The sequence below is a fragment of the Planobispora rosea genome (genome assembly GCF_014648175.1).
In the GTDB taxonomy this organism is placed as follows: domain Bacteria; phylum Actinomycetota; class Actinomycetes; order Streptosporangiales; family Streptosporangiaceae; genus Planobispora; species Planobispora rosea.
The window spans coordinates 1-18,281 of sequence record NZ_BMQP01000008.1 but is presented as its reverse complement, the minus strand read 5'-3'; the positions used below and the strand labels follow the sequence as shown (position 1 = coordinate 18,281).

Annotated in this window: 22 protein-coding genes; 13 read left to right on the top strand and 9 right to left on the bottom strand. The window is 72.5% G+C overall.

Annotated features, from left to right (window positions below; genetic code table 11):
* Positions 1 to 93: 93 nt before the first annotated feature.
* Positions 94 to 1,419, top strand: coding sequence for an ROK family transcriptional regulator (locus IEZ08_RS09975; RefSeq protein WP_229803020.1), 1,326 nt, complete (start codon positions 94 to 96; stop codon positions 1,417 to 1,419).
* Here IEZ08_RS09975 and IEZ08_RS09970 read toward each other — a convergent pair.
* Both IEZ08_RS09970 and IEZ08_RS09965 read right to left on the bottom strand, forming a co-directional pair.
* On the bottom strand, positions 1,388 to 1,627 hold the full coding sequence (locus IEZ08_RS09970) for a hypothetical protein (RefSeq protein WP_068920594.1): 240 nt from the start codon (positions 1,625 to 1,627) through the stop codon (positions 1,388 to 1,390). The two genes, IEZ08_RS09975 and IEZ08_RS09970, sit on opposite strands and share 32 nt — an antisense overlap.
* 53 nt (positions 1,628 to 1,680) lie before the next feature.
* Positions 1,681 to 2,130 carry a MarR family winged helix-turn-helix transcriptional regulator gene (locus IEZ08_RS09965; RefSeq protein WP_068920593.1) on the bottom strand — a complete coding sequence of 150 codons (450 nt, stop codon included), beginning with the start codon at positions 2,128 to 2,130 and terminating at the stop codon, positions 1,681 to 1,683.
* Positions 2,131 to 2,210: 80 nt separating this feature from the next.
* Here IEZ08_RS09965 and IEZ08_RS09960 point away from each other — a divergent pair, with 80 nt between their 5' ends.
* On the top strand, positions 2,211 to 2,720 hold the full coding sequence (locus IEZ08_RS09960; protein ID WP_068920592.1) for a VOC family protein: 510 nt from the start codon (positions 2,211 to 2,213) through the stop codon (positions 2,718 to 2,720).
* 73 nt (positions 2,721 to 2,793) lie between these two features.
* Here the strand turns inward: IEZ08_RS09960 and IEZ08_RS09955 are convergent, their stop codons facing one another.
* Positions 2,794 to 3,444 (bottom strand): response regulator transcription factor, encoded by a 651-nt coding sequence (locus tag IEZ08_RS09955; protein WP_068920591.1) that lies wholly within the window; start codon positions 3,442 to 3,444, stop codon positions 2,794 to 2,796.
* A 1-nt stretch (position 3,445) separates the two neighbouring features.
* Positions 3,446 to 4,696, bottom strand: coding sequence for a histidine kinase (locus IEZ08_RS09950; protein ID WP_068920590.1), 1,251 nt, complete (start codon positions 4,694 to 4,696; stop codon positions 3,446 to 3,448).
* A 159-nt stretch (positions 4,697 to 4,855) separates the two neighbouring features.
* Here IEZ08_RS09950 and IEZ08_RS09945 point away from each other — a divergent pair, with 159 nt between their 5' ends.
* The 3 genes from IEZ08_RS09945 (at position 4,856) to IEZ08_RS09935 (ending at position 7,014) form a co-directional block, all read left to right on the top strand.
* Positions 4,856 to 5,875, top strand: a complete 1,020-nt coding sequence (locus tag IEZ08_RS09945; protein ID WP_084780849.1) for an ABC transporter ATP-binding protein — start codon at positions 4,856 to 4,858, stop codon at positions 5,873 to 5,875.
* Positions 5,872 to 6,660, top strand: coding sequence for an ABC transporter permease subunit (locus IEZ08_RS09940; protein ID WP_068920589.1), 789 nt, complete (start codon positions 5,872 to 5,874; stop codon positions 6,658 to 6,660). Before IEZ08_RS09945 ends, IEZ08_RS09940 begins: the two co-directional genes overlap by 4 nt.
* An 87-nt stretch (positions 6,661 to 6,747) precedes the next feature.
* On the top strand, positions 6,748 to 7,014 hold the full coding sequence (locus tag IEZ08_RS09935; protein WP_068920588.1) for a hypothetical protein: 267 nt from the start codon (positions 6,748 to 6,750) through the stop codon (positions 7,012 to 7,014).
* A 52-nt stretch (positions 7,015 to 7,066) separates the two neighbouring features.
* Here IEZ08_RS09935 and IEZ08_RS09930 read toward each other — a convergent pair whose 3' ends face one another.
* A complete protein-coding gene (locus tag IEZ08_RS09930) occupies positions 7,067 to 7,480 on the bottom strand; it encodes a winged helix-turn-helix transcriptional regulator (RefSeq protein ID WP_068920587.1) in 414 nt (137 codons plus the stop codon).
* Positions 7,481 to 7,585: 105 nt separating this feature from the next.
* Here IEZ08_RS09930 and IEZ08_RS09925 point away from each other — a divergent pair, with 105 nt between their 5' ends.
* Complete coding sequence (locus tag IEZ08_RS09925) at positions 7,586 to 8,521, top strand: NADP-dependent oxidoreductase (protein WP_189242038.1); 936 nt, start codon at positions 7,586 to 7,588, stop codon at positions 8,519 to 8,521.
* 76 nt (positions 8,522 to 8,597) lie between these two features.
* Here the strand turns inward: IEZ08_RS09925 and IEZ08_RS09920 are convergent, their stop codons facing one another.
* Positions 8,598 to 9,704, bottom strand: coding sequence for an NADH:flavin oxidoreductase/NADH oxidase (locus tag IEZ08_RS09920; protein ID WP_189242037.1), 1,107 nt, complete (start codon positions 9,702 to 9,704; stop codon positions 8,598 to 8,600).
* 132 nt (positions 9,705 to 9,836) lie between these two features.
* On the opposite strand from IEZ08_RS09920, the gene IEZ08_RS09915 reads away from it, so the two are divergent.
* The 4 genes from IEZ08_RS09915 (at position 9,837) to IEZ08_RS09900 (ending at position 13,477) form a co-directional block, all read left to right on the top strand.
* Positions 9,837 to 10,184, top strand: a complete 348-nt coding sequence (locus IEZ08_RS09915) for an ArsR/SmtB family transcription factor (RefSeq protein WP_068920585.1) — start codon at positions 9,837 to 9,839, stop codon at positions 10,182 to 10,184.
* Between the two features lie 132 nt (positions 10,185 to 10,316).
* The gene (locus IEZ08_RS09910) at positions 10,317 to 11,372 is read left to right on the top strand and encodes a saccharopine dehydrogenase NADP-binding domain-containing protein (protein ID WP_068920584.1); all 1,056 of its coding nucleotides are present in this window, start codon (positions 10,317 to 10,319) and stop codon (positions 11,370 to 11,372) included.
* A 130-nt stretch (positions 11,373 to 11,502) separates the two neighbouring features.
* Positions 11,503 to 12,543: an alpha/beta fold hydrolase gene (locus IEZ08_RS09905; protein WP_203863484.1), complete on the top strand. Its 1,041-nt coding sequence runs from the start codon at positions 11,503 to 11,505 to the stop codon at positions 12,541 to 12,543.
* 4 nt (positions 12,544 to 12,547) lie between these two features.
* Positions 12,548 to 13,477: an alpha/beta hydrolase gene (locus IEZ08_RS09900; protein WP_189242036.1), complete on the top strand. Its 930-nt coding sequence runs from the start codon at positions 12,548 to 12,550 to the stop codon at positions 13,475 to 13,477.
* 13 nt (positions 13,478 to 13,490) lie between these two features.
* Here the strand turns inward: IEZ08_RS09900 and IEZ08_RS09895 are convergent, their stop codons facing one another.
* A complete protein-coding gene (locus tag IEZ08_RS09895; RefSeq protein WP_068920581.1) occupies positions 13,491 to 13,826 on the bottom strand; it encodes a winged helix-turn-helix transcriptional regulator in 336 nt (111 codons plus the stop codon).
* Between the two features lie 186 nt (positions 13,827 to 14,012).
* Between IEZ08_RS09895 and IEZ08_RS09890 the strand changes: the two genes are divergently transcribed.
* Complete coding sequence (locus IEZ08_RS09890; protein WP_229803019.1) at positions 14,013 to 14,876, top strand: NAD(P)-dependent oxidoreductase; 864 nt, start codon at positions 14,013 to 14,015, stop codon at positions 14,874 to 14,876.
* A gap of 87 nt (positions 14,877 to 14,963) precedes the next feature.
* Complete coding sequence (locus tag IEZ08_RS09885) at positions 14,964 to 15,854, top strand: NAD(P)-dependent oxidoreductase (RefSeq protein ID WP_068920579.1); 891 nt, start codon at positions 14,964 to 14,966, stop codon at positions 15,852 to 15,854.
* Positions 15,855 to 15,894: 40 nt separating this feature from the next.
* Here IEZ08_RS09885 and tsaA read toward each other — a convergent pair whose 3' ends face one another.
* Entirely contained in the window at positions 15,895 to 16,296 is a 402-nt protein-coding gene (gene tsaA, locus IEZ08_RS09880) for a tRNA (N6-threonylcarbamoyladenosine(37)-N6)-methyltransferase TrmO (RefSeq protein WP_068920578.1), read from the bottom strand.
* A gap of 247 nt (positions 16,297 to 16,543) precedes the next feature.
* Between tsaA and IEZ08_RS09875 the strand changes: the two genes are divergently transcribed.
* Positions 16,544 to 17,404, top strand: a complete 861-nt coding sequence (locus IEZ08_RS09875) for a class I SAM-dependent methyltransferase (RefSeq protein WP_203863483.1) — start codon at positions 16,544 to 16,546, stop codon at positions 17,402 to 17,404.
* A 50-nt stretch (positions 17,405 to 17,454) separates the two neighbouring features.
* On the opposite strand, the gene IEZ08_RS09870 is transcribed toward IEZ08_RS09875, so the two are convergent.
* Complete coding sequence (locus tag IEZ08_RS09870; protein WP_068920577.1) at positions 17,455 to 18,045, bottom strand: hypothetical protein; 591 nt, start codon at positions 18,043 to 18,045, stop codon at positions 17,455 to 17,457.
* Positions 18,046 to 18,281: the final 236 nt, after the last annotated feature.

The window sequence follows — 18,281 nt, the reverse complement described above, 5'->3', positions numbered from 1 at the left end:
CGGGCGGCCCCGCCGGGTTCCGCAGGTGGTTCCATGACACCCGGTCCGATGGCACCGGGTTCGACGACGGTGAGTTCGACGACGGTGGGTTCGATGACGACGCGGGGTTCCATGACGCAGGCCGTACGGCACGACTCGATGCGCGCACGCAACCTCGGGGTGGTCCTCTCCGAGATCCGCCGGAGCGGGCCGGTCACCCGGGCCGCGCTGGCCGAGATCACCGGGCTGACCAAGACCACCGTCTCCAAGATGGTCGGCGACCTGATCGCGGCGGGCATGGTGACCGAGACGGGGACGCTCCGGGACGGCGAGCGCGGCCGGCCGGGCACGACGCTCGCCCTGAGCGGCGAGCGGGTCGCGGCGCTCGGGCTGGAAATCAACGTCGACTACCTCTCCGTATGCGTCGTGGATCTCACGCTCGCCGTACGGCTGCGCTGTGCACAGGCTGTGGACAACCGGGCGTGCACACCCGCAGAGACCCTTACCCACCTGCGAAAACTTATCCACAAGGCTGTGGATGAAGCCCGCGCGGCGGGCCTGACGATCGCCGGTTCCACGCTCGCGGTCCCCGGCCCGGTGGACGGCGGCCTGCTGCACAGCGCGCCGAACCTCGGCTGGCGCGACGTCCGCGTCGGAGACCTCATGGACGGCCTCACCGGCGAGGTGGGCGAGCGGCCCCCCGGGGAGTTCCCCGGGAAGTTCCCCGTGGAGGTGGAGAACGAGGCCAACCTCGCCGCGCTGGGGGAACTCTGGTTCGGCTCGGCGCCCGACGACTTCCTGCACGTGTCCGGGGAGATCGGCATCGGCGCCGGACTGGTGGTCGGGGGGACGCTCTTCCGGGGCACCCGCGGCCTCGCCGGGGAACTGGGGCACGTGATCGTCACTCCGGACGGCCCGGCCTGCCGCTGCGGCGGCCGGGGCTGCCTGGAGCAGTACGCCGGCCAGGAGGCCCTGCTCCGCGCCGCCGGGCTGGACCTCCCGGCCTCTCTCCCGGCGCCCGGCGCGGACCTGCCGGGGTCCGGGCCGGGAGCGGGGCCGGGCGCCGGGTCCGGCGTCCCTCCCGCCCTGGCGGAGCTGGTCCGCCGCCTTCAGGAGGGCGACGCGTCCGCGCTGCGAGCCTGCGAGCGTGCCGGGAACGCGCTGGGGATCGCCCTCACCTCGGCGATCAACCTGCTCGATCCCGGCACGATCGTGCTGGGCGGGGTCTTCGCCCCGCTGTTCCCCTGGATCTCCGGCCCGGCCCGCGACACCATGGCCGGCCGGCTGGGGGCGATGCGCCGGGCCGTACCGGAACTGGCCGTCTCACGGCTCGGCGCCGACGCGGCCACCCTCGGCGCCGCCGGGCGGGTCCTCCAGCGGGTCGTCGCCGACCCCGGGCGCCACATGGCTACAGGCCGGAGGGATCCCGGCCCACGCTGATCTCCTCCGCGATCCGGAGGAGCTCCGGCCCGTCCAGGCCCGGCACCCCGTTCAGCCGGTGCCGGAGCACGGCGGTCACCCGCGGCACGGCCGCCCCGGCGTACTCCACCGCGACCTCGTGGACGGTCCGGAAGAGCGCGCGGTCCGCCTCGTATCCGGTGCCGGTCCGGATCGTCGTTTCGGCGCGGGCGAGAGAGGCCTCCGTCATTCGCCGTGTCCCCCTGTCGAGTCGGCTGTCGAGTGGTCGGGGGCAACGGTACGTCAGGAGTCGGGATCGCGCAGGATCGCCGCGCATATCGCCGCGAGCTGTTCGGCCTGCCCGGGGGAGATCCGGTCGAACAGGCTCCGCCGTACCGCTCCGACGTGGCCCGGGGCGGCCGCGGCGAGCGCCGCGAACCCCTCGTCCGTGAGCACGGCCCAGCTCACCCGCCGGTCGGCCGGGCATGGCTCCCGCCGGACCCAGCCGCGCTCCTCCAGCCGCGCCACCGCGTGCGAGAGCCGGCTCTGCGAGGAGTTGGCCACCGTCGCCAGCTCGCTCATCCGCATCCTGCGTCCGGGCGCCTCCGACAGCCGTACGAGAATGGCGTAGTAGGCGTGCGGCATGCCCGAATCCCGCTGCAGCTGGCGGTCGAGGTCCTCCTGGATCCGCTGCGAGGCCGCCAGGAAGGCCCGCCAGGTCCGCTGCTCGTTCTCATCCAGCCATCGCGTCATGACACCATCTTACTTGAACTCTCAACTTCTTCCAGGTAAGGTACTTGAGAGTTCAAGCTTCTATCGCTCCAGGGGGACCCATGCCCGTCCAGCGTCTCAACCACGCGGTCCTGTACGTGCGCGACGTCGAGCGCAGCGTCGCCTTCTACCGGGAGGCCCTCGGCTTCGAGGTCGTCATGGCCATGCCGGGCGCGGCCTTCCTCCAGGCGTCCGGATCCGCCAACGACCACGACCTCGGCCTGTTCCAGATCGGCGCCCAGGCGGCTCCCTCCACGGCCGGGCGGTCCACCGTCGGGCTCTACCACCTGGCCTGGGAGGTCGACACCCTGGAGGAGCTGGAGCGCGTCGCCGCCAAGCTCGGCGAGCTCGGCGCGCTGGTCGGCGCCTCCGACCACTCCACCACCAAGGCGCTGTACGCCAAGGACCCCGACGGTCTGGAGTTCGAGGTCTCCTGGCTGGTCCCCGCCGACCTCATCACCCAGGAGACGCTCGCCGGGCGTTCACGCATCAAGCCGCTGGACATCGCCCGGGAGAAGGAGCGGTACGGCGCGCGCACGCGCGGCGGAGTCGGAGTCTCCATCCCCGCCTGACGGCCACGCCCGTCCCGCTCACTCCTCACCCCCCGCTCACTCCTCACCCGATCTCCGATCCCCGCTCTCCGCGTCAGCCGCGCGGACCGGCGTCCCGGACGAGCAGCGCGGCCTGGACGCGGTTCGAGCAGCCGAGCTTGGCCAGGATCCGGCTCACGTAGGTCTTGATGGTCGTCTCGCTCATGTTCATCCGCCGGCCGATCTCGGCGTTGGACAGCCCTTCGGCCAGCAGGCCCACCACCTCCGACTCACGGGGCGCCAGCGCCGACAGCCGGTCGGCCGCCTCCCTCCGGCGGAGGGCCTCCCCCGGCGTGACCATGTCCAGAACCGTCCGGGCCACCGCGGGGGACAGGTAGGCGTCCCCGCGGTGCGCCGCCCGGACCGCGCGGATCAGCTCGTCGGGCGTGCAGTTCTTGAGGACGAAGCCGGCCACGCCGTTCTGCACGGCGCGCAGCACGTTCGGTTCCGCGCCGAAGGCCGTGAGCACCACGGTCCGCAGCCCGGGCATCCGGCGGCGCAGTTCCTGCGCCGCGCCCAGGCCGTCCAGCACCGGCATGTTGATGTCGACCAGCGCCACATCGGCCCGGTGCCTGATCGCCCCCTCGACGGCCGCTCTGCCGTCCGCCGCCTCGGCGACCACCTCGATGTCGCCCGCCGACTCCAGCACGGTGCGGATGCCCGCCGTGATCAGCGGCTCGTCGTCGGCGACCAGGACTCTGATCACCTCATCTCACTCCCACCACCACGCCCGCGGACAGGATTCCGATCATCGCGACCGCCGCGGCGAGGCCGAGCGCGACCGTTCGGAGGCGTTCCGCCCCGGACGGCCCGTCGCCGGAGGCCTCCGCGGAGACCTCCCCGCCGGTCGTCTCCCCATCGGCGGCGGGCACCATCGCGAAGAGCCGGAACCCCTCGGCCGACCGCCGGTGGTCCAGGAACCCGCCGGCGAGCCGCACCCGCTCACCCAGCCCGGCCAGACCGTGCCCGGAACCGCCGGAGCTCACGGAGCCTGTGGAGCTCACGGAAACCGGATGGTCCGGGACGGGGTTGGACACGGTGATCAGCAGCGCGTCCGGTTCCCACGCGATGTTCACCGTGACCGGCAGGCCCGGAGCGTGCTTGACCGTGTTGGTCAGCCCTTCCTCGACCACCCGGTACACCGCCTCTCCGGCCGCCGGGGACACCACCCGGGGTTCCCCCCGCCACCGCAGCTCCACCGTGACCCCGGCCGCCCGGAACTCCTCCAGCAGCGTTCCGAGCGTCTGCGCGCCGAATGACCGCACCGGCGGCTCGTCCTGCGCCCGGAGCGCCCCGACCAGCTCGTACAGCTCGTCCATCGCGGCACGGGCCGCTCCCGCCAGCTGCTGGACCGCCTGCCGCTCCGGGGCGGGCAGCGGCGACACCTCCAGCGCCGCCGCCTGGACCGACACGAGACTGAGCCGGTGACCCAGGGAGTCGTGCATGTCCCGGGCGATCCGCAGCCGCTCGCGCAGCCGCTCCCGCTCGGCGAGGAGTTCCCGCTCCTGCCGGAGCCGCCGGTTGTGCCGGTCGAGCGTCGAGACCAGCCGCTCGTGCTGGGCGAGGTAGCGGCCGACCAGCAGCGGCAACGCGACGATCACGAGGTAGGCGTACGCGGACGGGAGGATCTCCTCCCCGGGCGGAGGCAGGACCACCAGCCGCGCGGCGAGACCGCCGAGCGCCGCGCCGACGGCCACGGCCAGGCTCCGCGGTGAGGTGATCCCGCGCCCGGCGTGGTAGGCGGTCCACAGCAGGAGGAGATACGTGCCGCCGGCCAGCGAGGCGAGAGTCAGCGCCGCCACGAACGCCCCCGCCGGGGACCGGCGGCACAACACGATCACCAGCCCCGCGGCCAGCGCGTATCCCGCCGTGCCCCACGAGAGCAGCACGCCCGGCCCCATGGCCGCCACGAGCGCCGTGTCGGCCATGACCACGACGACGGCGAGAAGGGAACCCATATTGCGCCAGCCCATACTGTGCCGGCCCATACTGCGGTCTCGCCCCATAATGGGCAGACTACGTCCGGACCTCTCAGCCGCCGTGTCGACTTTCGTCGTCGGGAACCGGGCACTTTCGAGGACTGCGCCGGACCGGTCCCGATTCCTACCGTGGGCCGCGTGATCGACATACAGAACCTCAGCAAGAGGTACGGGGACACGGTCGCGGTCGACGGGCTCTCCTTCACCGTGCAACCGGGCCGGGTGACCGGGTTCCTCGGCCCGAACGGGGCCGGCAAATCCACCACGATGCGGATGGCGCTGGGCCTCGACCACCCCACCGGGGGCCGGGTCCTCATCGGCGACCGGCACTACCGCGAGCTGGCCGACCCGCTGCGGCGGGTCGGGTCCATGCTGGAGGCCCGGGACGTGCATCCCGGGCGCAGCGCGTACGGCCACCTGCTCTGGATGGCACGGAGCAACCGGATCCCCGCCGCCCGCGTCCGGGAGGTGCTGGAGCTGGTCGGGCTGGAGAAGGTCGCCCGCCACCGGGTCCGGGGCTTCTCGCTCGGCATGACCCAGCGGCTCGGCATCGCCGCGGCGCTGCTGGGAGACCCGCCGGTGCTCCTGCTCGACGAGCCGGTCAACGGGCTGGACCCCGAGGGGGTCCGGTGGATCCGGAACCTCATGAGAGGGCTGGCCGCCGAGGGCCGGACGGTGTTCGTCTCCAGCCACCTGATGAGCGAGATGGCGCTCACCGCGGACCACCTCGTCGTGATCAGCCGTGGCCGGTTGCTCGCCGACACCTCCACGCGGGAGTTCATCGAGGCCAACTCGCGCTCCCGCGTCCGGATCCGCACGCCCGAGCCGGAGCGGATGCGCCGGGCGCTGGCCGCGGCCGGCGTCCGGGTACGGCAGGCGGCGGACGGAACGCTGGAGGCGTACGGGACGGAGGCCGCGAGGGTCGGTGACCTGGCTTCGGCGAGCGGCCTGACGGTGCACGAGATCGGCACGGAGACGGCGTCGCTGGAGGAGGCGTTCATGCGGCTCACCGGAGACGGCGCGGACCACCGGACCTCGGGGCCGGACACCGGAGACGGCACGGGTCACCGGACGACAGCCTCGGACACCGGAGACGGCACGGGTCACCCGGCCGCGGGGCCGCGCTCCGGGGAGCGCCGGGCCGGGAGGCGGGGATGAACGTGATCTCCGCGCGCGCGGTCCTCTCCGCCGAATGGATCAAGCTCAGGACCCTGCGATCGACGGCCGTGACCCTGCTGCTGGGCGTCGTCCTCAGCGCCGGTCTCGGTTATCTGCTGGGACTGAGCTTCAGCGCCAACCTCTCTCGCATGGCCCGGGAGCAGACCGATCCCGCCGACCTGCTCTTCGCCACCTTCTACAGTCTCACCCTCGGCCAGCTGCCCTTGGTGGTGTTCGCGGTCCTGGCCGTGGGCGGCGAGTACGCCTCCGGGACGATCCGCGCCTCCCTGACGGCGGTGCCCCGGCGCGGCGCGTTCTACGGCGGCAAGATGCTCGCCGTGGCGCTGACGGCGCTGGGCGTCGCGGTGGTCACCGTCCCGGCCACCTTCTTCGCGGCGCAGGCGGGTCTCGGCCCCTACGGCATGTCCCCGGACGCGGACGGGGCGTCGCAGGCGATCCTCGGCTCCTGCCTCTATCTGACGCTCATCTGTGTCTTCGCCGCGGGAGTGACGGCGATGCTGCGCAGCTCGACGCTCTCGCTCGGCATCCTGCTCCCGCTGTTCTTCCTCGGTTCCCAGGGGCTCGGAAACATCCCGCAGGTGAAGGCCGTCACACAGTATCTGCCGGACCAGGCGGGAATGGTGATCATGCGTCTCACCGGCCCGCCCGGGGATCCGAACTTCGGTCGTCCGTACGGCCCGTGGGCCGGTATGGGCATTGTCGCCCTCTGGGCCGCCGCCGCCCTCATCGGCGGTTACCTGACGCTGCGCCGCCGCGACGCCTGAAGTCCTGTCGTGATGCTCCGGCATCCGACTCTCGTTTCATGACTCCTGGTAATGGGATATCGACTCTGAGTGATGGATAATGGCGGGATGGACGAGGTCGAATCACTGAGAGCCCTCCGCGTCCGCCTGGCCGAGCGCGGGGTCCCCGCCGACTTGCGCGGGGAGGCACTGGTCGTCCGCCCACCGGCGTCCCACCTGCCCGTCTGGGTGTTCGTCGGCTACGGGGGCGCGTTCTTCTGCTGGCAGTCCGCCGAGGAGCGCCACCCCGTGACCGACGTGGCCGGCGCCGCCGACGCCCTGGCCCTCTACACCGCGCCCCCGACCTCCCTGTTCGACAAGACGGCGCGCTCGTAACGCGCCGCCCGCCGTACGGCACACCGCTCCCCGCCGCGCGGCGTGCCGCCCGTCATCCGACGGGCACCGGCCGGGGCTCCTCCTGTGCCCGCAGGTCGTAGGCCTCCCGGGCGGCCAGGATCTCGTCCACGTGCTCCTCGGACCAGCGCTTGACGCCCTCCATCAGGCCCGCGACGCTCCGCCCGAGATCACTCAGCTCGTACTCCACCCGGGGCGGGATCGTCGGGTAGACGCTGCGGATCACTATGCCGTCGCGCTCCATGACGCGCAGCGTCTGGGTGAGGCTCTTCTGCGTGATCCCGTCGAGCTTGCGGCGCAGCTCGCCGAACCGCAGGGGCCCGTGCCGCAGAGCGTCGATCAGCAGGCAGGTCCACTTGTTGGCCAGCGCCTCCAGGACCGTCCGCGAGGCGCACCCCCTCAGGTACGCGTCGACGTTCCACTTTCCCGCTTCACACTTGGTATCCACAAGGTACCTATATATCGGAAAGGTGCCTTCTTTCCTAGATATACCGGCCTCCGCCACGATTGATCCCACACGGTTCGTACTGAACCCCCTGATGAGGAGATCGTGATGCGTTCTGTCACCCAGTCCGCTTTCGGCGACCCGTCCGTGCTGGAGATCGGAGAAGTGGAACGCCCGGAGCCGGGTTACGGGCAAGTTCTGATCAAGGTCGGGGCCGCCGGGATCAACCCGGTCGACGCGGCCGTGCGGTCGGGTGCCTACCCGCTCCTCGGCGAGCCGCCGTTCACCCTCGGCTGGGACGTCGCGGGCACGGTCGAGGCCGTGGGCTCGGGGATATCGGCGTTCGCCCCCGGTGACGAGGTGCTGGGCATGCCCGCCTTCCCCGCCGAGGCCGCCGCCCATGCCGACTACGTGCTCGCCTCGCCCAACGAGCTCGTGCGCAGGCCCGCCGCCCTGACCGTCGAGGAGGCGGGCGCCCTCCCGCTGGCGGGCCTGACCGCCTGGCAGGCGCTCGTCGGGATCGCGCGTGTCGAGGCGGGCCAGAGCGTGCTCATCCACCGCGCCGCCGGCGGTGTCGGCCACCTGGCCGTGCAGATCGCCAAGGCGCGCGGGGCGTACGTCATCGGCACCGCCCGGGCCGACAACCACGACTTCCTCCGCGCTCTCGGCGCGGACCGGCTGATCGACTACACCGTCGCGGACTTCGTGGCGGAGGCCGGGCCGGTGGACGTGGTCTTCGACCTGGTCGGCGGCGAGTACGGCGAGCGCTCCGCCGCCGCGCTCAAGCCCGGCGGCCTGCTCGTCGGCGCGCTCGGCGGTCCCATGGGGGGCATCACCCCGGAGCGGGCGGCCGAGCTGGGGGTGCGGCTGGAGGTGGTGTCCGTGCGCCCCTCGGCGGCGGACCTGGCCCAGCTGGTCGCACTGGCGGAGGCCGGGAGGCTCCGGGTGCACGTGGACCGGGCGCTGCCGCTGGCCGATGTCGCCAAGGCGCACGAGCTCATCTCGGGGGGCCGCACGAGGGGCAAGATCGTCCTGGTCCCGTGATCCGGCGGGAACGTCCCGTGATCCGGCGGGAACGGGGGATCATGCGGTCCGCGGCGGAGACGGAGGACGGCGCGGGTCAGACGGCCCGGTGGTACTGGTCGGGCCAGCGGGCCTCGGCCCCCAGCTCCGCGAGCTCGCGGGCGGCGAGGTTCGGCCAGTACGGGTTGCGCAGCAGCTCCCTGCCGAGGAACACGGCGTCGGCCTGTCCCGAGGCGACGATCTCCTCCGCCTGCCGGGCCTCGGTGATCAGGCCGACGGCGCCCACCGGCAGGTCGGTCTCGGACTTCACCCGGGCGGCGAACGGGACCTGGTAACCGGGACCGGTGGGGACGCGCGCGCCCGGCGCGACGCCGCCCGTGGAGGTGTCCAGCAGGTCGACCCCGTGCGCGAGCAGGTCCTTGGCGAAGCGCACCGTGTCGTCGGCGGTCCAGCCCTCCCGGTGGTCCTCGGGGTTCTCCGTCAGCCAGTCGGTGGCCGAGATGCGGAAGAAGACCGGCAGGTCCTCCGGCCACACCGCGCGGACCGCGTCGACGACCTCCAGCGCGAACCGGGTGCGGTTCTCGTAGGAGCCGCCGTAGGCGTCGGTGCGGCGGTTGCTGTGCGGCGACAGGAACTCGTTGATGAGATAACCGTGGGCGCCGTGGACCTCGGCCACCTGGAAACCGGCGGCCAGTGCCCGCCGCGCCGCGGCGGCGAACGCCTCGACGATCCCCCGGATCCCGGCCACGCTCAGCTCCGCCGGGACGGGGTGGTCCTCGGCGAAGGGGATCGGGCTCGGCGCGACCGGCTGCCAGCCGTGCTGGTCGGGGCCGACGGGCGCGCCGCCGCGCCAGGGGCGGTCGGTGGAGGCCTTGCGCCCGGCGTGCGCGAGCTGGATGCCCGGCACCGCGCCGTGCTCCCGGAGGAACCGGGTGATCCTGGCGAACCCCTCCTGCTGGCGGTCGTTCCAGAGGCCCAGGTCGGCGGGGCTGATCCGGCCCTCGGGCGTCACCGCGGTGGCCTCGGTGAGGATCAGGCCGGCGCCGCCCACCGCCCTGGCGCCCAGGTGGGTGAGGTGCCAGTCGGTCGGGACGCCCTGGTCGGGACCGTCGACCGCCGCGCAGTACTGGCACATGGGAGCCATCCAGACCCGGTTGGGGATGGTCAGGCTCCGCATCCTCAGGGGTTCGAACAACGCGCTCACGGTCATGCTCCTTGGTTCGGGGGACGGGACACCGGTGCGCCCGGTCTCCTACTACGATAAACATCGTAGTACGGGAAGTGTCAAACTACGACGGTCGTCGTACAATTGAACGGAGCAACAGGAGGAGCCGCCGTGTCGACCGCACCCACCCGGGCCCTGGAGCATCCGGAGCGCGAGGAGATCCGCCTGGAGGCCGTGCTGCACGCACTGTCCGATCCGATGCGCCTGCAGGTGGTGCGCTTCCTCGCCGAGCTGGGAGAGGAGGGGGAGGCGCCGTGCTCGGCCATCGAGCTGGCGATCAGCAAGTCGACCACCACGCACCACTTCCGGGTGCTGCGCGAGGCCGGAGTGATCAACCAGGTCTACCGGGGTACCGCGAAGATGAACGCGCTGCGCCGCGACGACCTCGACGCCCTCTTCCCCGGCCTGCTCGACAGCGTGCTGGGCGCCGACGCGGCCCAGCGGCAGCGGACCGACTGACCCCGGCCGCCCCGACCACTCCGGTCCGCCCTTCGCGCGGCGACGCCTCCCACCCCCTTGACGGACACTGGTGCAGAACATACGTTCGAATCAAGGTCAGCTCACCCCTCCCGTCATGGAAGCGAGCCGGGCATGGACGCACCGCTTTTCGCGATATACGGCGCCAACGGGCACACCGGACGTCTGGTGGCCACCGAGTTGCTCTCCCGGAACCAGAACGTCCTGCTGGCCGGGCGCAACGGCGCGGCGCTGCGAGCGCTGGCCGGCGAACTGGCCGACTTCGCGGAGTTCGCCGAGCTCGGCGCGCCCGGCCACGTGCGGACCCTGGTGGCCCCCCTGGACGATCCGGCGGCCCTGCGCGAGCTCACCGAGAGCGCAACTGTGATCATCCACTGCGCCGGGCCGTACGCGCAGACCGGTGAGCCGGTCGCCGCGGCCGCCGCGGCGGCGGGCTGCCACTACGTCGACCACGCCGTCGAGCCCCACCACGTCAAATACATGTTCGACGCCCTGCAGGCACAGGCCCAGCGCACCGGCGCCGTCATGATCCCCCAGATGAGTTTCTACGGCGGCCTCGCCGACCTGCTCGCCGCCGCCGTGACCGAGGGCATGACCGACGTCGACCGGGTGACGGTGGGCTACGCGGTGACCGGCTGGCGCATGACGGCCGGGGCGGTACGGACCGCCGAACTGCTGATCGGCGAGATCGACCGGGTGACCTTCTCCGACGGCGCCCAGCGGGTGGGCCCGGTGGAGATCCGCAACACGGTCTTCCCCTTCCCGCCGCCCGTCGGCCCCCGCACGATGATCGCGCCCTTCCCCTCGGGGGAGGTCGTCACCATCCCCCGTCACGTGCCCGCCCGCACCGTCGAGTCCCAGCTGACCGCCTCCACCTTCGAGGAGGAGCAGGTCTTCACCAGCGTGGACGCCAGCGCCGAGGCACGGTCCCAGACGGAGTTCACCGTGGCCGTCCAGGCCGTCGCATCCGCCGGCGGCGGTCGCAACGGCAACGTCAGAGGCCGGGACATCTGGTGGGCCGGCGCGCTGGCCTCGGTGGAGGCGGCCGTACGGCTGGCCGGCGGCGAGGGCCCGGCGAAACCCGGTGTGCTCAGCGCCGCCGAGGCGTTCCCCGCCACGCCCTTCCTCCGCATGCTGGAGGACCGCGGCGCCTTCACCCTCACCCTGTAGACCTCCACCCCGCAGACCTCACGGGGGTGCCGGAGCCGGCATCCGGCATGCCCGGCGACGACACCGAAACAGGAAAAATATGGCGTCCGGCCACATTGCCCGCCGGAACGCGCCTGCCAGGATGCCGTACATGGAACTCACCGCGCGTGGCCTCCGGCACAACCTGCTGGTCCGGGGGCCGATCGACGGCCCGCCCGTGCTGCTCGTCCACGGCAACTGCTCCTCCGCGGCGTTCTGGGAGCCGCTGGTACGGCTGCTGCCCGCGCACTGGCGCGTCGTCGCCCCGGACCTGCGCGGCTACGGGGAGACCGAGACGGTCCCCGTCGACGCCACCCGCGGGCTGCGTGACTTCGCCGACGACCTGGCCGCGTTGCTGGACGCCGAGCAGGTCTTCCCGGCGGGCGCGCGCCCGGTGGTGGTCGGACACTCGATGGGGGGCGGCGTGGCGATGCAGCTGCTGATCGACGCCCCGGAGCGGGTCGCCGGGCTGGTGCTGGAGGCGCCGCTGTCGCCGTACGGCTTCGGCCTGGGCGGGGCGGGCGCGGCCAATCCCGACTTCGTGGCGCGCCTGGCCGCCGGTGACCGTACCGCCGACTCCCCCGCCAGCCCCCGGACGATCCTGCGGACGTACTACGTCGCCGACCCGGAGAGCCTCGGCGCGGACGAGGAACTGCTGCTCGACACCGTGCTGTCCACCGCGATCGCCGAGGGCAACTACCCCGGTGACGCGGCCTCCGCCGAGGAGTGGCCCGGCGTCGCCGCGGGCCGGTACGGCGTGCTCAACGCCATGTCGCCGCGCTGGTTCGAGATCGCCGACGACCTGGTCGCGGTCCCCGTCAAGCCGAAGGTGACCTGGGTCCGCGGCGACGTCGACCAGATCGTCTCGGACGCGTCGCTGTTCGACCTGGCCAACCTGGGCAGGCTCGGCGCGGTCCCCGGCTGGCCGGGTGAGGAGCTGTGCCCGCCACAGCCGATGGTCACCCAGACCAGGCAGGTGCTCGAACGGTACGCCGCGGCGGGCGGCGCCTACGAGGAGATCGTCTACACCGGGGTGGGCCACAGTCCGCACATCGAGCGCGCCGCCGACTTCGCCGAGGTGCTGCGCGGTGTCGTGGACGGCGTGCCGGGCGGTTCTCCGTACGGCTCGGCGGTCGATTCCGCGGGGCGGTGACGCGGTGCCGGACCGCCGCCGGGAGCCGGGCTACCGGCGGGAGGACGTTCCCGTCCGGGGCGGCGACCTGCGGACCGGCGTGTGGGGGGACCGGGGGCCGCTGGCCGTGGCCGCCCACGGCATCACCTCCTCGCACATGGCGTGGACACTGGTCGGAGCGGAGCTGGGGCGCGATCACCGGTTCGTCGCGGTGGACCTGCGCGGCCGGGGAGGCAGCAGGGACCTGCCCGCGCCGTACGGCATGGCGGCGCACGCCGACGACCTGGCGGCGGTGATCGCCCACCACGGGGGCGGGCCCGCCGTACTGGCCGGGCACTCGATGGGCGGGTTCGTCGTGGCCGAGACCGCCCGGCGCCACCCGCACCTGGTCGACCGGCTGGTCCTGGTGGACGGCGGCGCGCCGCTGCCCCTGCCGCCCGGCGCGGGCGACGTGCCGGAGGCGATCGAGCGCACGGTGGGACCGGTGCTGGCCCGGCTGCGGCGGACCTTCGGCTCCCGGGCGGAGTACCACGATCTGTGGCGCGCGCATCCGGCGTTCGCCGACTGGACCGAGGCGTGCGCCGCCTACGCGGACTACGACCTGGTGGAGGTGACGGCCGCTCCCGCTCCCGGCCGTGCCCCGGTGGGCGGGGGAAGCGGGTTCGTGGCGGCGTGCCGCCTGGAGGCCGCGCTCGCCGACGCTCCCGAGGTGTACGCGCTGCCCGGCGTCCGTCCCCGGCCCCTGCCGGTGCCCGCCGTGTTCCTCCGCGCGGCGCGCGGCATGCTGGACGAACCGGACGCGCCGCTGTACTCCCCCGGCCGGGCCGCCGAGTGGCTGCCCGGCGTCACCGAGTCCACCGTGGACGGCGTCAACCACTACACGATCACGCTCGGCCCCGTGGGCAGCGCGGCGGTCGTGCGAGCCGTCCGGAGTACGGCCTCCGACCGGCTCTGACGAGGAATCACGGTCAGTCGCGGGGGATGGCCTCGATGGTCTCCATGTGCTTCTCACCCCATTCGCCGAGGGGGAGGAGCGCGGTGTTGAGGGAGTCGCCGAACTCGGTCAGGGAGTACTCCACCTTCGGCGGGACCTGGTGGTAGACCTCGCGGTGCACCAGGCCGTACGTCTCCATCTCCCGGAGCTGCTGGATCAGCATCTTCTCGCTGATGCCCGAGATCGCCCGTTTGAGTTCCCCGAACCGGAGGGGTTCCCGGTGGAGCGCCCACAGGATCAGCGCCTTCCACTTTCCGCCCACGACATCGACGGCGGCGTCGAGTCCGCAGTTGTAGCTCCGCTTCTTCATCCCGCTCCCCACACTTACAAAAAGGTCAGTACCTGAAAAAATAGTAGGTACTTGAGGAAGTTCCAGTAAAGCGTGAACATCGACATGCCCGGACGATCTCCCGGACCGGGGTGTCCGCACGTGGACGCGGGGTGGCTGAGCTGAACTGAACTGGAGTTTGAAATGACTGACGGCGACCGTTCACCGGTGAGCGTTCTCGGTCTGGGTGCGATGGGCAAGGCGCTGGCCGGGGCCTTCCTCGACCGCGGGCACCCCACGACCGTGTGGAACCGTACGGCGGGCAGGGCCGACGCCCTCGTGGCCCGGGGGGCGCGGCGGGCGGACACCCCCGCCGAGGCGATGGCCGCGAGCCCGGTCACGGTGGTCTGCCTGCTGGACGACGCGGCGGTGCGCGAGACCCTGGGGCCGGCGGCCGGAGCCCTGGCGGGCCGGGCGCTGGTGAACCTCACCAACGGCACCCCCGAGCAGGCCCGTGCGATGGCCGGGTGGGCGGCCGGGCAGGGCGTGGACTACGTGGACGGCGGCATCATGGCCGTACCGCCCATGATCGGGCAGGACGGCGCGCTGATCCTCTACAGCGGGTCGCGGGAGGCGTTCGGCGCCCACGAGCGGACCCTCGGCGCGCTGGGCAGCGCCGTCTACCTCGACGAGGACCCCGGCCGGGCCGCGCTGTACGACCTGGCGCTGCTCAGCGCGATGTACGGGATGTTCGGCGGGTTCTTCCACGCCCTCGCCATGACCGGATCGGAGAAGGTCCCAGCGGCGGAGTTCACTCCCATGGTGGTCGGGTGGCTCAACGCCATGATCGCGGGCCTGCCCGCCATGGCGGCGGCGATCGACTCCGGCGACCACTCGGCCGCCGACTCGAACGTGGAGATGCAGGCGGTGAGCTACGTCAACCTGCTGGACGCCAGCCGGGCGCAGGGAGTCGGCACCGAGCTGGTGGAGCCCATGGGGGCGCTCCTCCACCGGGCCGTCGCCGAGGGCCTGGGCGCGGGCGCCGTCTCAAGTCTGGTCGGCCTGCTGCGCACGGACCCCGCGCGGCGCTGAGAGCACGCGCGGCGCCGAGAGCACGCGCGGCGCCGAGACCTCGCGGCGGCGCGGCATTCCAAGATCGACGACCTTTCGGAGAACGACATGACTGACAGCGACCGCTCACCTGTGACGATCCTGGGCCTGGGCCCGATGGGCCAGGCGCTGGCCGGCGCGTTCCTGCGCGGCGGCCACCCCACGACCGTGTGGAACCGTACGGCGGGCAGAGCCGACGCCCTCGTGGCCCGAGGGGCGCGGCGGGCGGACACCGCCGCCGACGCCATCGCGGCGAGCCCGCTGGTGATCGCGTGCGTGATCGACTACGACGCGGTGCACGCGATCGTCGAGCCCGCCGCCGACGTGCTCAAGGGGCGGACCCTGGTGAACCTCACCGCGGACTCGCCCGAGCGCGCCCGCCGTACGGCCGCGTGGGCCGCCGAGCACGGCGTCGACTACCTCGACGGCGCGATCATGTCCCCGACCGAGACCATCGGGGGCCCCGCGGCCGTCATCCTGTACAGCGGGCCGGAGGATCTCTACCGCGAGCATCGGCCGGCGCTGGCGAGCCTGGGTGGCGCCGCCGCGTACCTCGGCCCCGACCCGGGCCGGGCGGCCGCGCACGACGTGGCCCTGCTCGACCTGTTCTGGACGTCCATGAGCGGCCTCGTGCACGCCTTCGCCCTGGCCGGGGCCGAGGGCGTCACGGCCGCGGAGCTCGCCCCGTTCGCCCGGGGAATCAGCGACCTGATGCCGGCCATCATCGACGAGTTCGCACAGCACATCGACGGCGGCGACCATCCGGGCGACGCGTCCACCATCGTCTCGGCCCTGGCGAGCATGGAGCACATCGCCCACGTCTCGCACACCCACGGCCTGGACACCGGGGTGATCGACGCCGCCCGGGCCGTCGCCCGGCGGGCGGTCGAGGCCGGGCACGGCGGCGACAGCTTCTCCCGCCTGACCGAGACCCTCGCCGGCCCGGCACCGGTGCGGTAGGGCCCGCCGGGCTCGCGGGCGCCGGCCGCGAGGCGCCTCGCTAGCGCGTCGCGTCCAGGACCGGTTTCACGTCGGCGATCGGGGTACCGTCGACGGCCTCGAGATCGGCCACCCGCACCCGGAGCCCGTCGGTCGCGAGCACCCGGACCCGGTGCAGGCCGATGGGGTTGGGCCGGTCGGAGGAACGGGTGCTGAAGACGCCGGTCAGCGGGTTCCGCGGATCGTCGCGCGGATGTACGGCCAGCACGGAGCGGTCGGCGAGGTGCAGCCACGTGAGAACGAACACCTCGTCGCCGACCGCGAGATCACGGATGCCGTCGGCCACCGCGGGATCGAACACCAGCCACGCCTCGGGACCGCCCTCCACACCCTGTTTCGGAGCGTTCGCGCGATCCACCAAGGGGGACTCGACGACTCCGATCGGACGGATCTCATATGTCATGACTCATCCGTACCCCAGGGCGGCCCGATGCGCCGACGGGTTTGATTCCTCCGGCCCGGAAGAGCGGGGTCCCGCCCGGCCGGGGACCGGGGCCCGGCCGCCATTCAAACAAACACGAACGACCTGTCATCAACCTCGTTATCGGCCGGATATTTGAAATTTATTTCCACCTGATATGATGGTCCCCGATAATTTAATTTCACATTTAGCATCGTCGTTCCGGGCACCGAGAAAGGAACGACGACTCATGCACGAAGCGCAGCCGAGCCAGACCGCGGTCATGGCGGCGGCCGCCCGCGCGGCCCACCTCGTGGTGGACCGGGAGCCCTTCATCTTCCGCGACACCGCCGCCGCGTCCCTCCTCGGCGGACTCGCCGAGGAGATCATCGGTTATCACCGGGCGCACGGCGACCACCTCATCCTGTCGGGCACTCGCGCGCAGGTGACGGCGCGGAGCCACTACACCGAACGCCGCCTGGCCGAGATGGCTCGCGACGGCGTCGAGCAGTACGTGGTCCTCGGCGCGGGCCTCGACACCTTCGCCTACCGCCCCGGCCCGGCCGGCCGGGTCAGGATCTTCGAGGTGGACCACCCCGCCACACAGCGGTGGAAGCGGGGCCTGCTCGCCGCCGCGGGCATCCCGCACCCGGACGGTCTGACCTTCGTCCCCGTGGACTTCGAGACCGACGACCTCACGCCCGCCCTGTCAGCCGCGGGGTTCGACCCGTCCAGGCCGGCCTTGGTCAGCTGGCTCGGGGTGTCCATGTACCTCACGCGGGACGCGATCGACGCCACGCTGGCCACCGTCCGCCGCTTCGCCTCCGGCACGGAACTGGTCATGGAGTACGCCCTGCCTGCCGGGCTCCGCGACGAGCGGGGCAGCGCCTACGCGGACTTCGCCCTCCCCGCCGCGGCCGAGCGCGGCGAGCCCTGGCTGGCGTTCTTCACTCCCGGCGAGCTGTCGGCCGCACTGGAGGGGCACGGTCTTGAGACGGCCGAGCACGTACGGCAGGCGGACAGCGTCGACTCCGCGTTGTGGCACCGTTCCGACGCCCTGCGCCCCGCCGACCTGTGCCGTCTGGTCCGCGCGGTCGTCTCCGCCCGTTGACCTCGGAGGCGCTCCGGACCGCCGGCTCCGGAGACGCCCCGTTCCCGGGCTCAGGTCCCGATGACGATCCCCATGACCATCACGACGGTGAAGGGCACCAGCACCGCGCCCGTCCAGATGATCGCCTTCTTGGATCGCGTCAGGAGAGCGGTGAGGAACGCGACGAGGGCGAAGGTGAACGGGATCGCGCTGAACGGCAGGATGACCCGCCACGCGCCCCGCGCACCGGCGGGCACCACCCTGTCCCCCTCGGGGGTCAGCACGGCCGGGAAGACCTCGCCCACCTCCACATCGGGAACGGTGTCGATGACGATCGGCTCCTTCGAGCGGTCGTCGAACACGAAGTCCGCCTCGCAGTCGTAGCGCCTGTTCTTCCCGCTGCCGGTCTGCTCGCAGGACAGGACGGTCGCGGTACCGGGCGTGCCCTCGGGGCCGAGCACATCGCCCAGTTCCCGGACGGTGACGTCGATGCCCACGACCACCAGCCAGACGAGCAGCGCGCCCGGGATGATCAGGCACAGCGCCGCCCCGATGGCCGTCCCGGTCCCCGAGCTCTCCGGGGCCGGGCGGCCGGCGGGGCTCTTCAGATCCCGCCTCTGCGTCGTGTTCTTCTTCGTCGCGTTCTTCTTCTCGCGGGTCACGCCACCACTGTGGGACACGGCACTTGGAAACCACCTGCGACCGCTTTGCAGGATGGTGACGCCCGCCGCCCCGCCGCCCCGCCGGGGCCCGGGCGGCCCACGCCCTCGGAGCACCTCTGAAAAATCTTGGGGGTCGGTGTAACCATCCGCCCCGATCGCCTCTCTTACCTGACGACACCGTCACAGACGACGACAACAGACGATGAGAAAGGCACCACCCCGATGAGCGAGTTCGT

Excerpts from the sequence above, each read along its gene's own strand:
- IEZ08_RS09905 (WP_203863484.1), top strand. The coding sequence starts at position 11,503 with ATGGAACTCACCGCGCGTGGCCTCCGGCACAACCTGCTGGTCCGGGGG.
- tsaA (WP_068920578.1), bottom strand. The coding sequence starts at position 16,296 with ATGACATATGAGATCCGTCCGATCGGAGTCGTCGAGTCCCCCTTGGTG.
- IEZ08_RS09940 (WP_068920589.1), top strand. The coding sequence starts at position 5,872 with ATGAACGTGATCTCCGCGCGCGCGGTCCTCTCCGCCGAATGGATCAAG.
- IEZ08_RS09935 (WP_068920588.1), top strand. The coding sequence starts at position 6,748 with ATGGACGAGGTCGAATCACTGAGAGCCCTCCGCGTCCGCCTGGCCGAG.
- IEZ08_RS09885 (WP_068920579.1), top strand. The coding sequence starts at position 14,964 with ATGACTGACAGCGACCGCTCACCTGTGACGATCCTGGGCCTGGGCCCG.
- IEZ08_RS09925 (WP_189242038.1), top strand. The coding sequence starts at position 7,586 with ATGCGTTCTGTCACCCAGTCCGCTTTCGGCGACCCGTCCGTGCTGGAG.
- IEZ08_RS09965 (WP_068920593.1), bottom strand. The coding sequence starts at position 2,130 with ATGACGCGATGGCTGGATGAGAACGAGCAGCGGACCTGGCGGGCCTTC.
- IEZ08_RS09975 (WP_229803020.1), top strand. The coding sequence starts at position 94 with ATGACGACGCGGGGTTCCATGACGCAGGCCGTACGGCACGACTCGATG.
- IEZ08_RS09950 (WP_068920590.1), bottom strand. The coding sequence starts at position 4,696 with ATGGGTTCCCTTCTCGCCGTCGTCGTGGTCATGGCCGACACGGCGCTC.
- IEZ08_RS09895 (WP_068920581.1), bottom strand. The coding sequence starts at position 13,826 with ATGAAGAAGCGGAGCTACAACTGCGGACTCGACGCCGCCGTCGATGTC.
- IEZ08_RS09970 (WP_068920594.1), bottom strand. The coding sequence starts at position 1,627 with ATGACGGAGGCCTCTCTCGCCCGCGCCGAAACGACGATCCGGACCGGC.
- IEZ08_RS09875 (WP_203863483.1), top strand. The coding sequence starts at position 16,544 with ATGCACGAAGCGCAGCCGAGCCAGACCGCGGTCATGGCGGCGGCCGCC.
- IEZ08_RS09960 (WP_068920592.1), top strand. The coding sequence starts at position 2,211 with ATGCCCGTCCAGCGTCTCAACCACGCGGTCCTGTACGTGCGCGACGTC.
- IEZ08_RS09910 (WP_068920584.1), top strand. The coding sequence starts at position 10,317 with ATGGACGCACCGCTTTTCGCGATATACGGCGCCAACGGGCACACCGGA.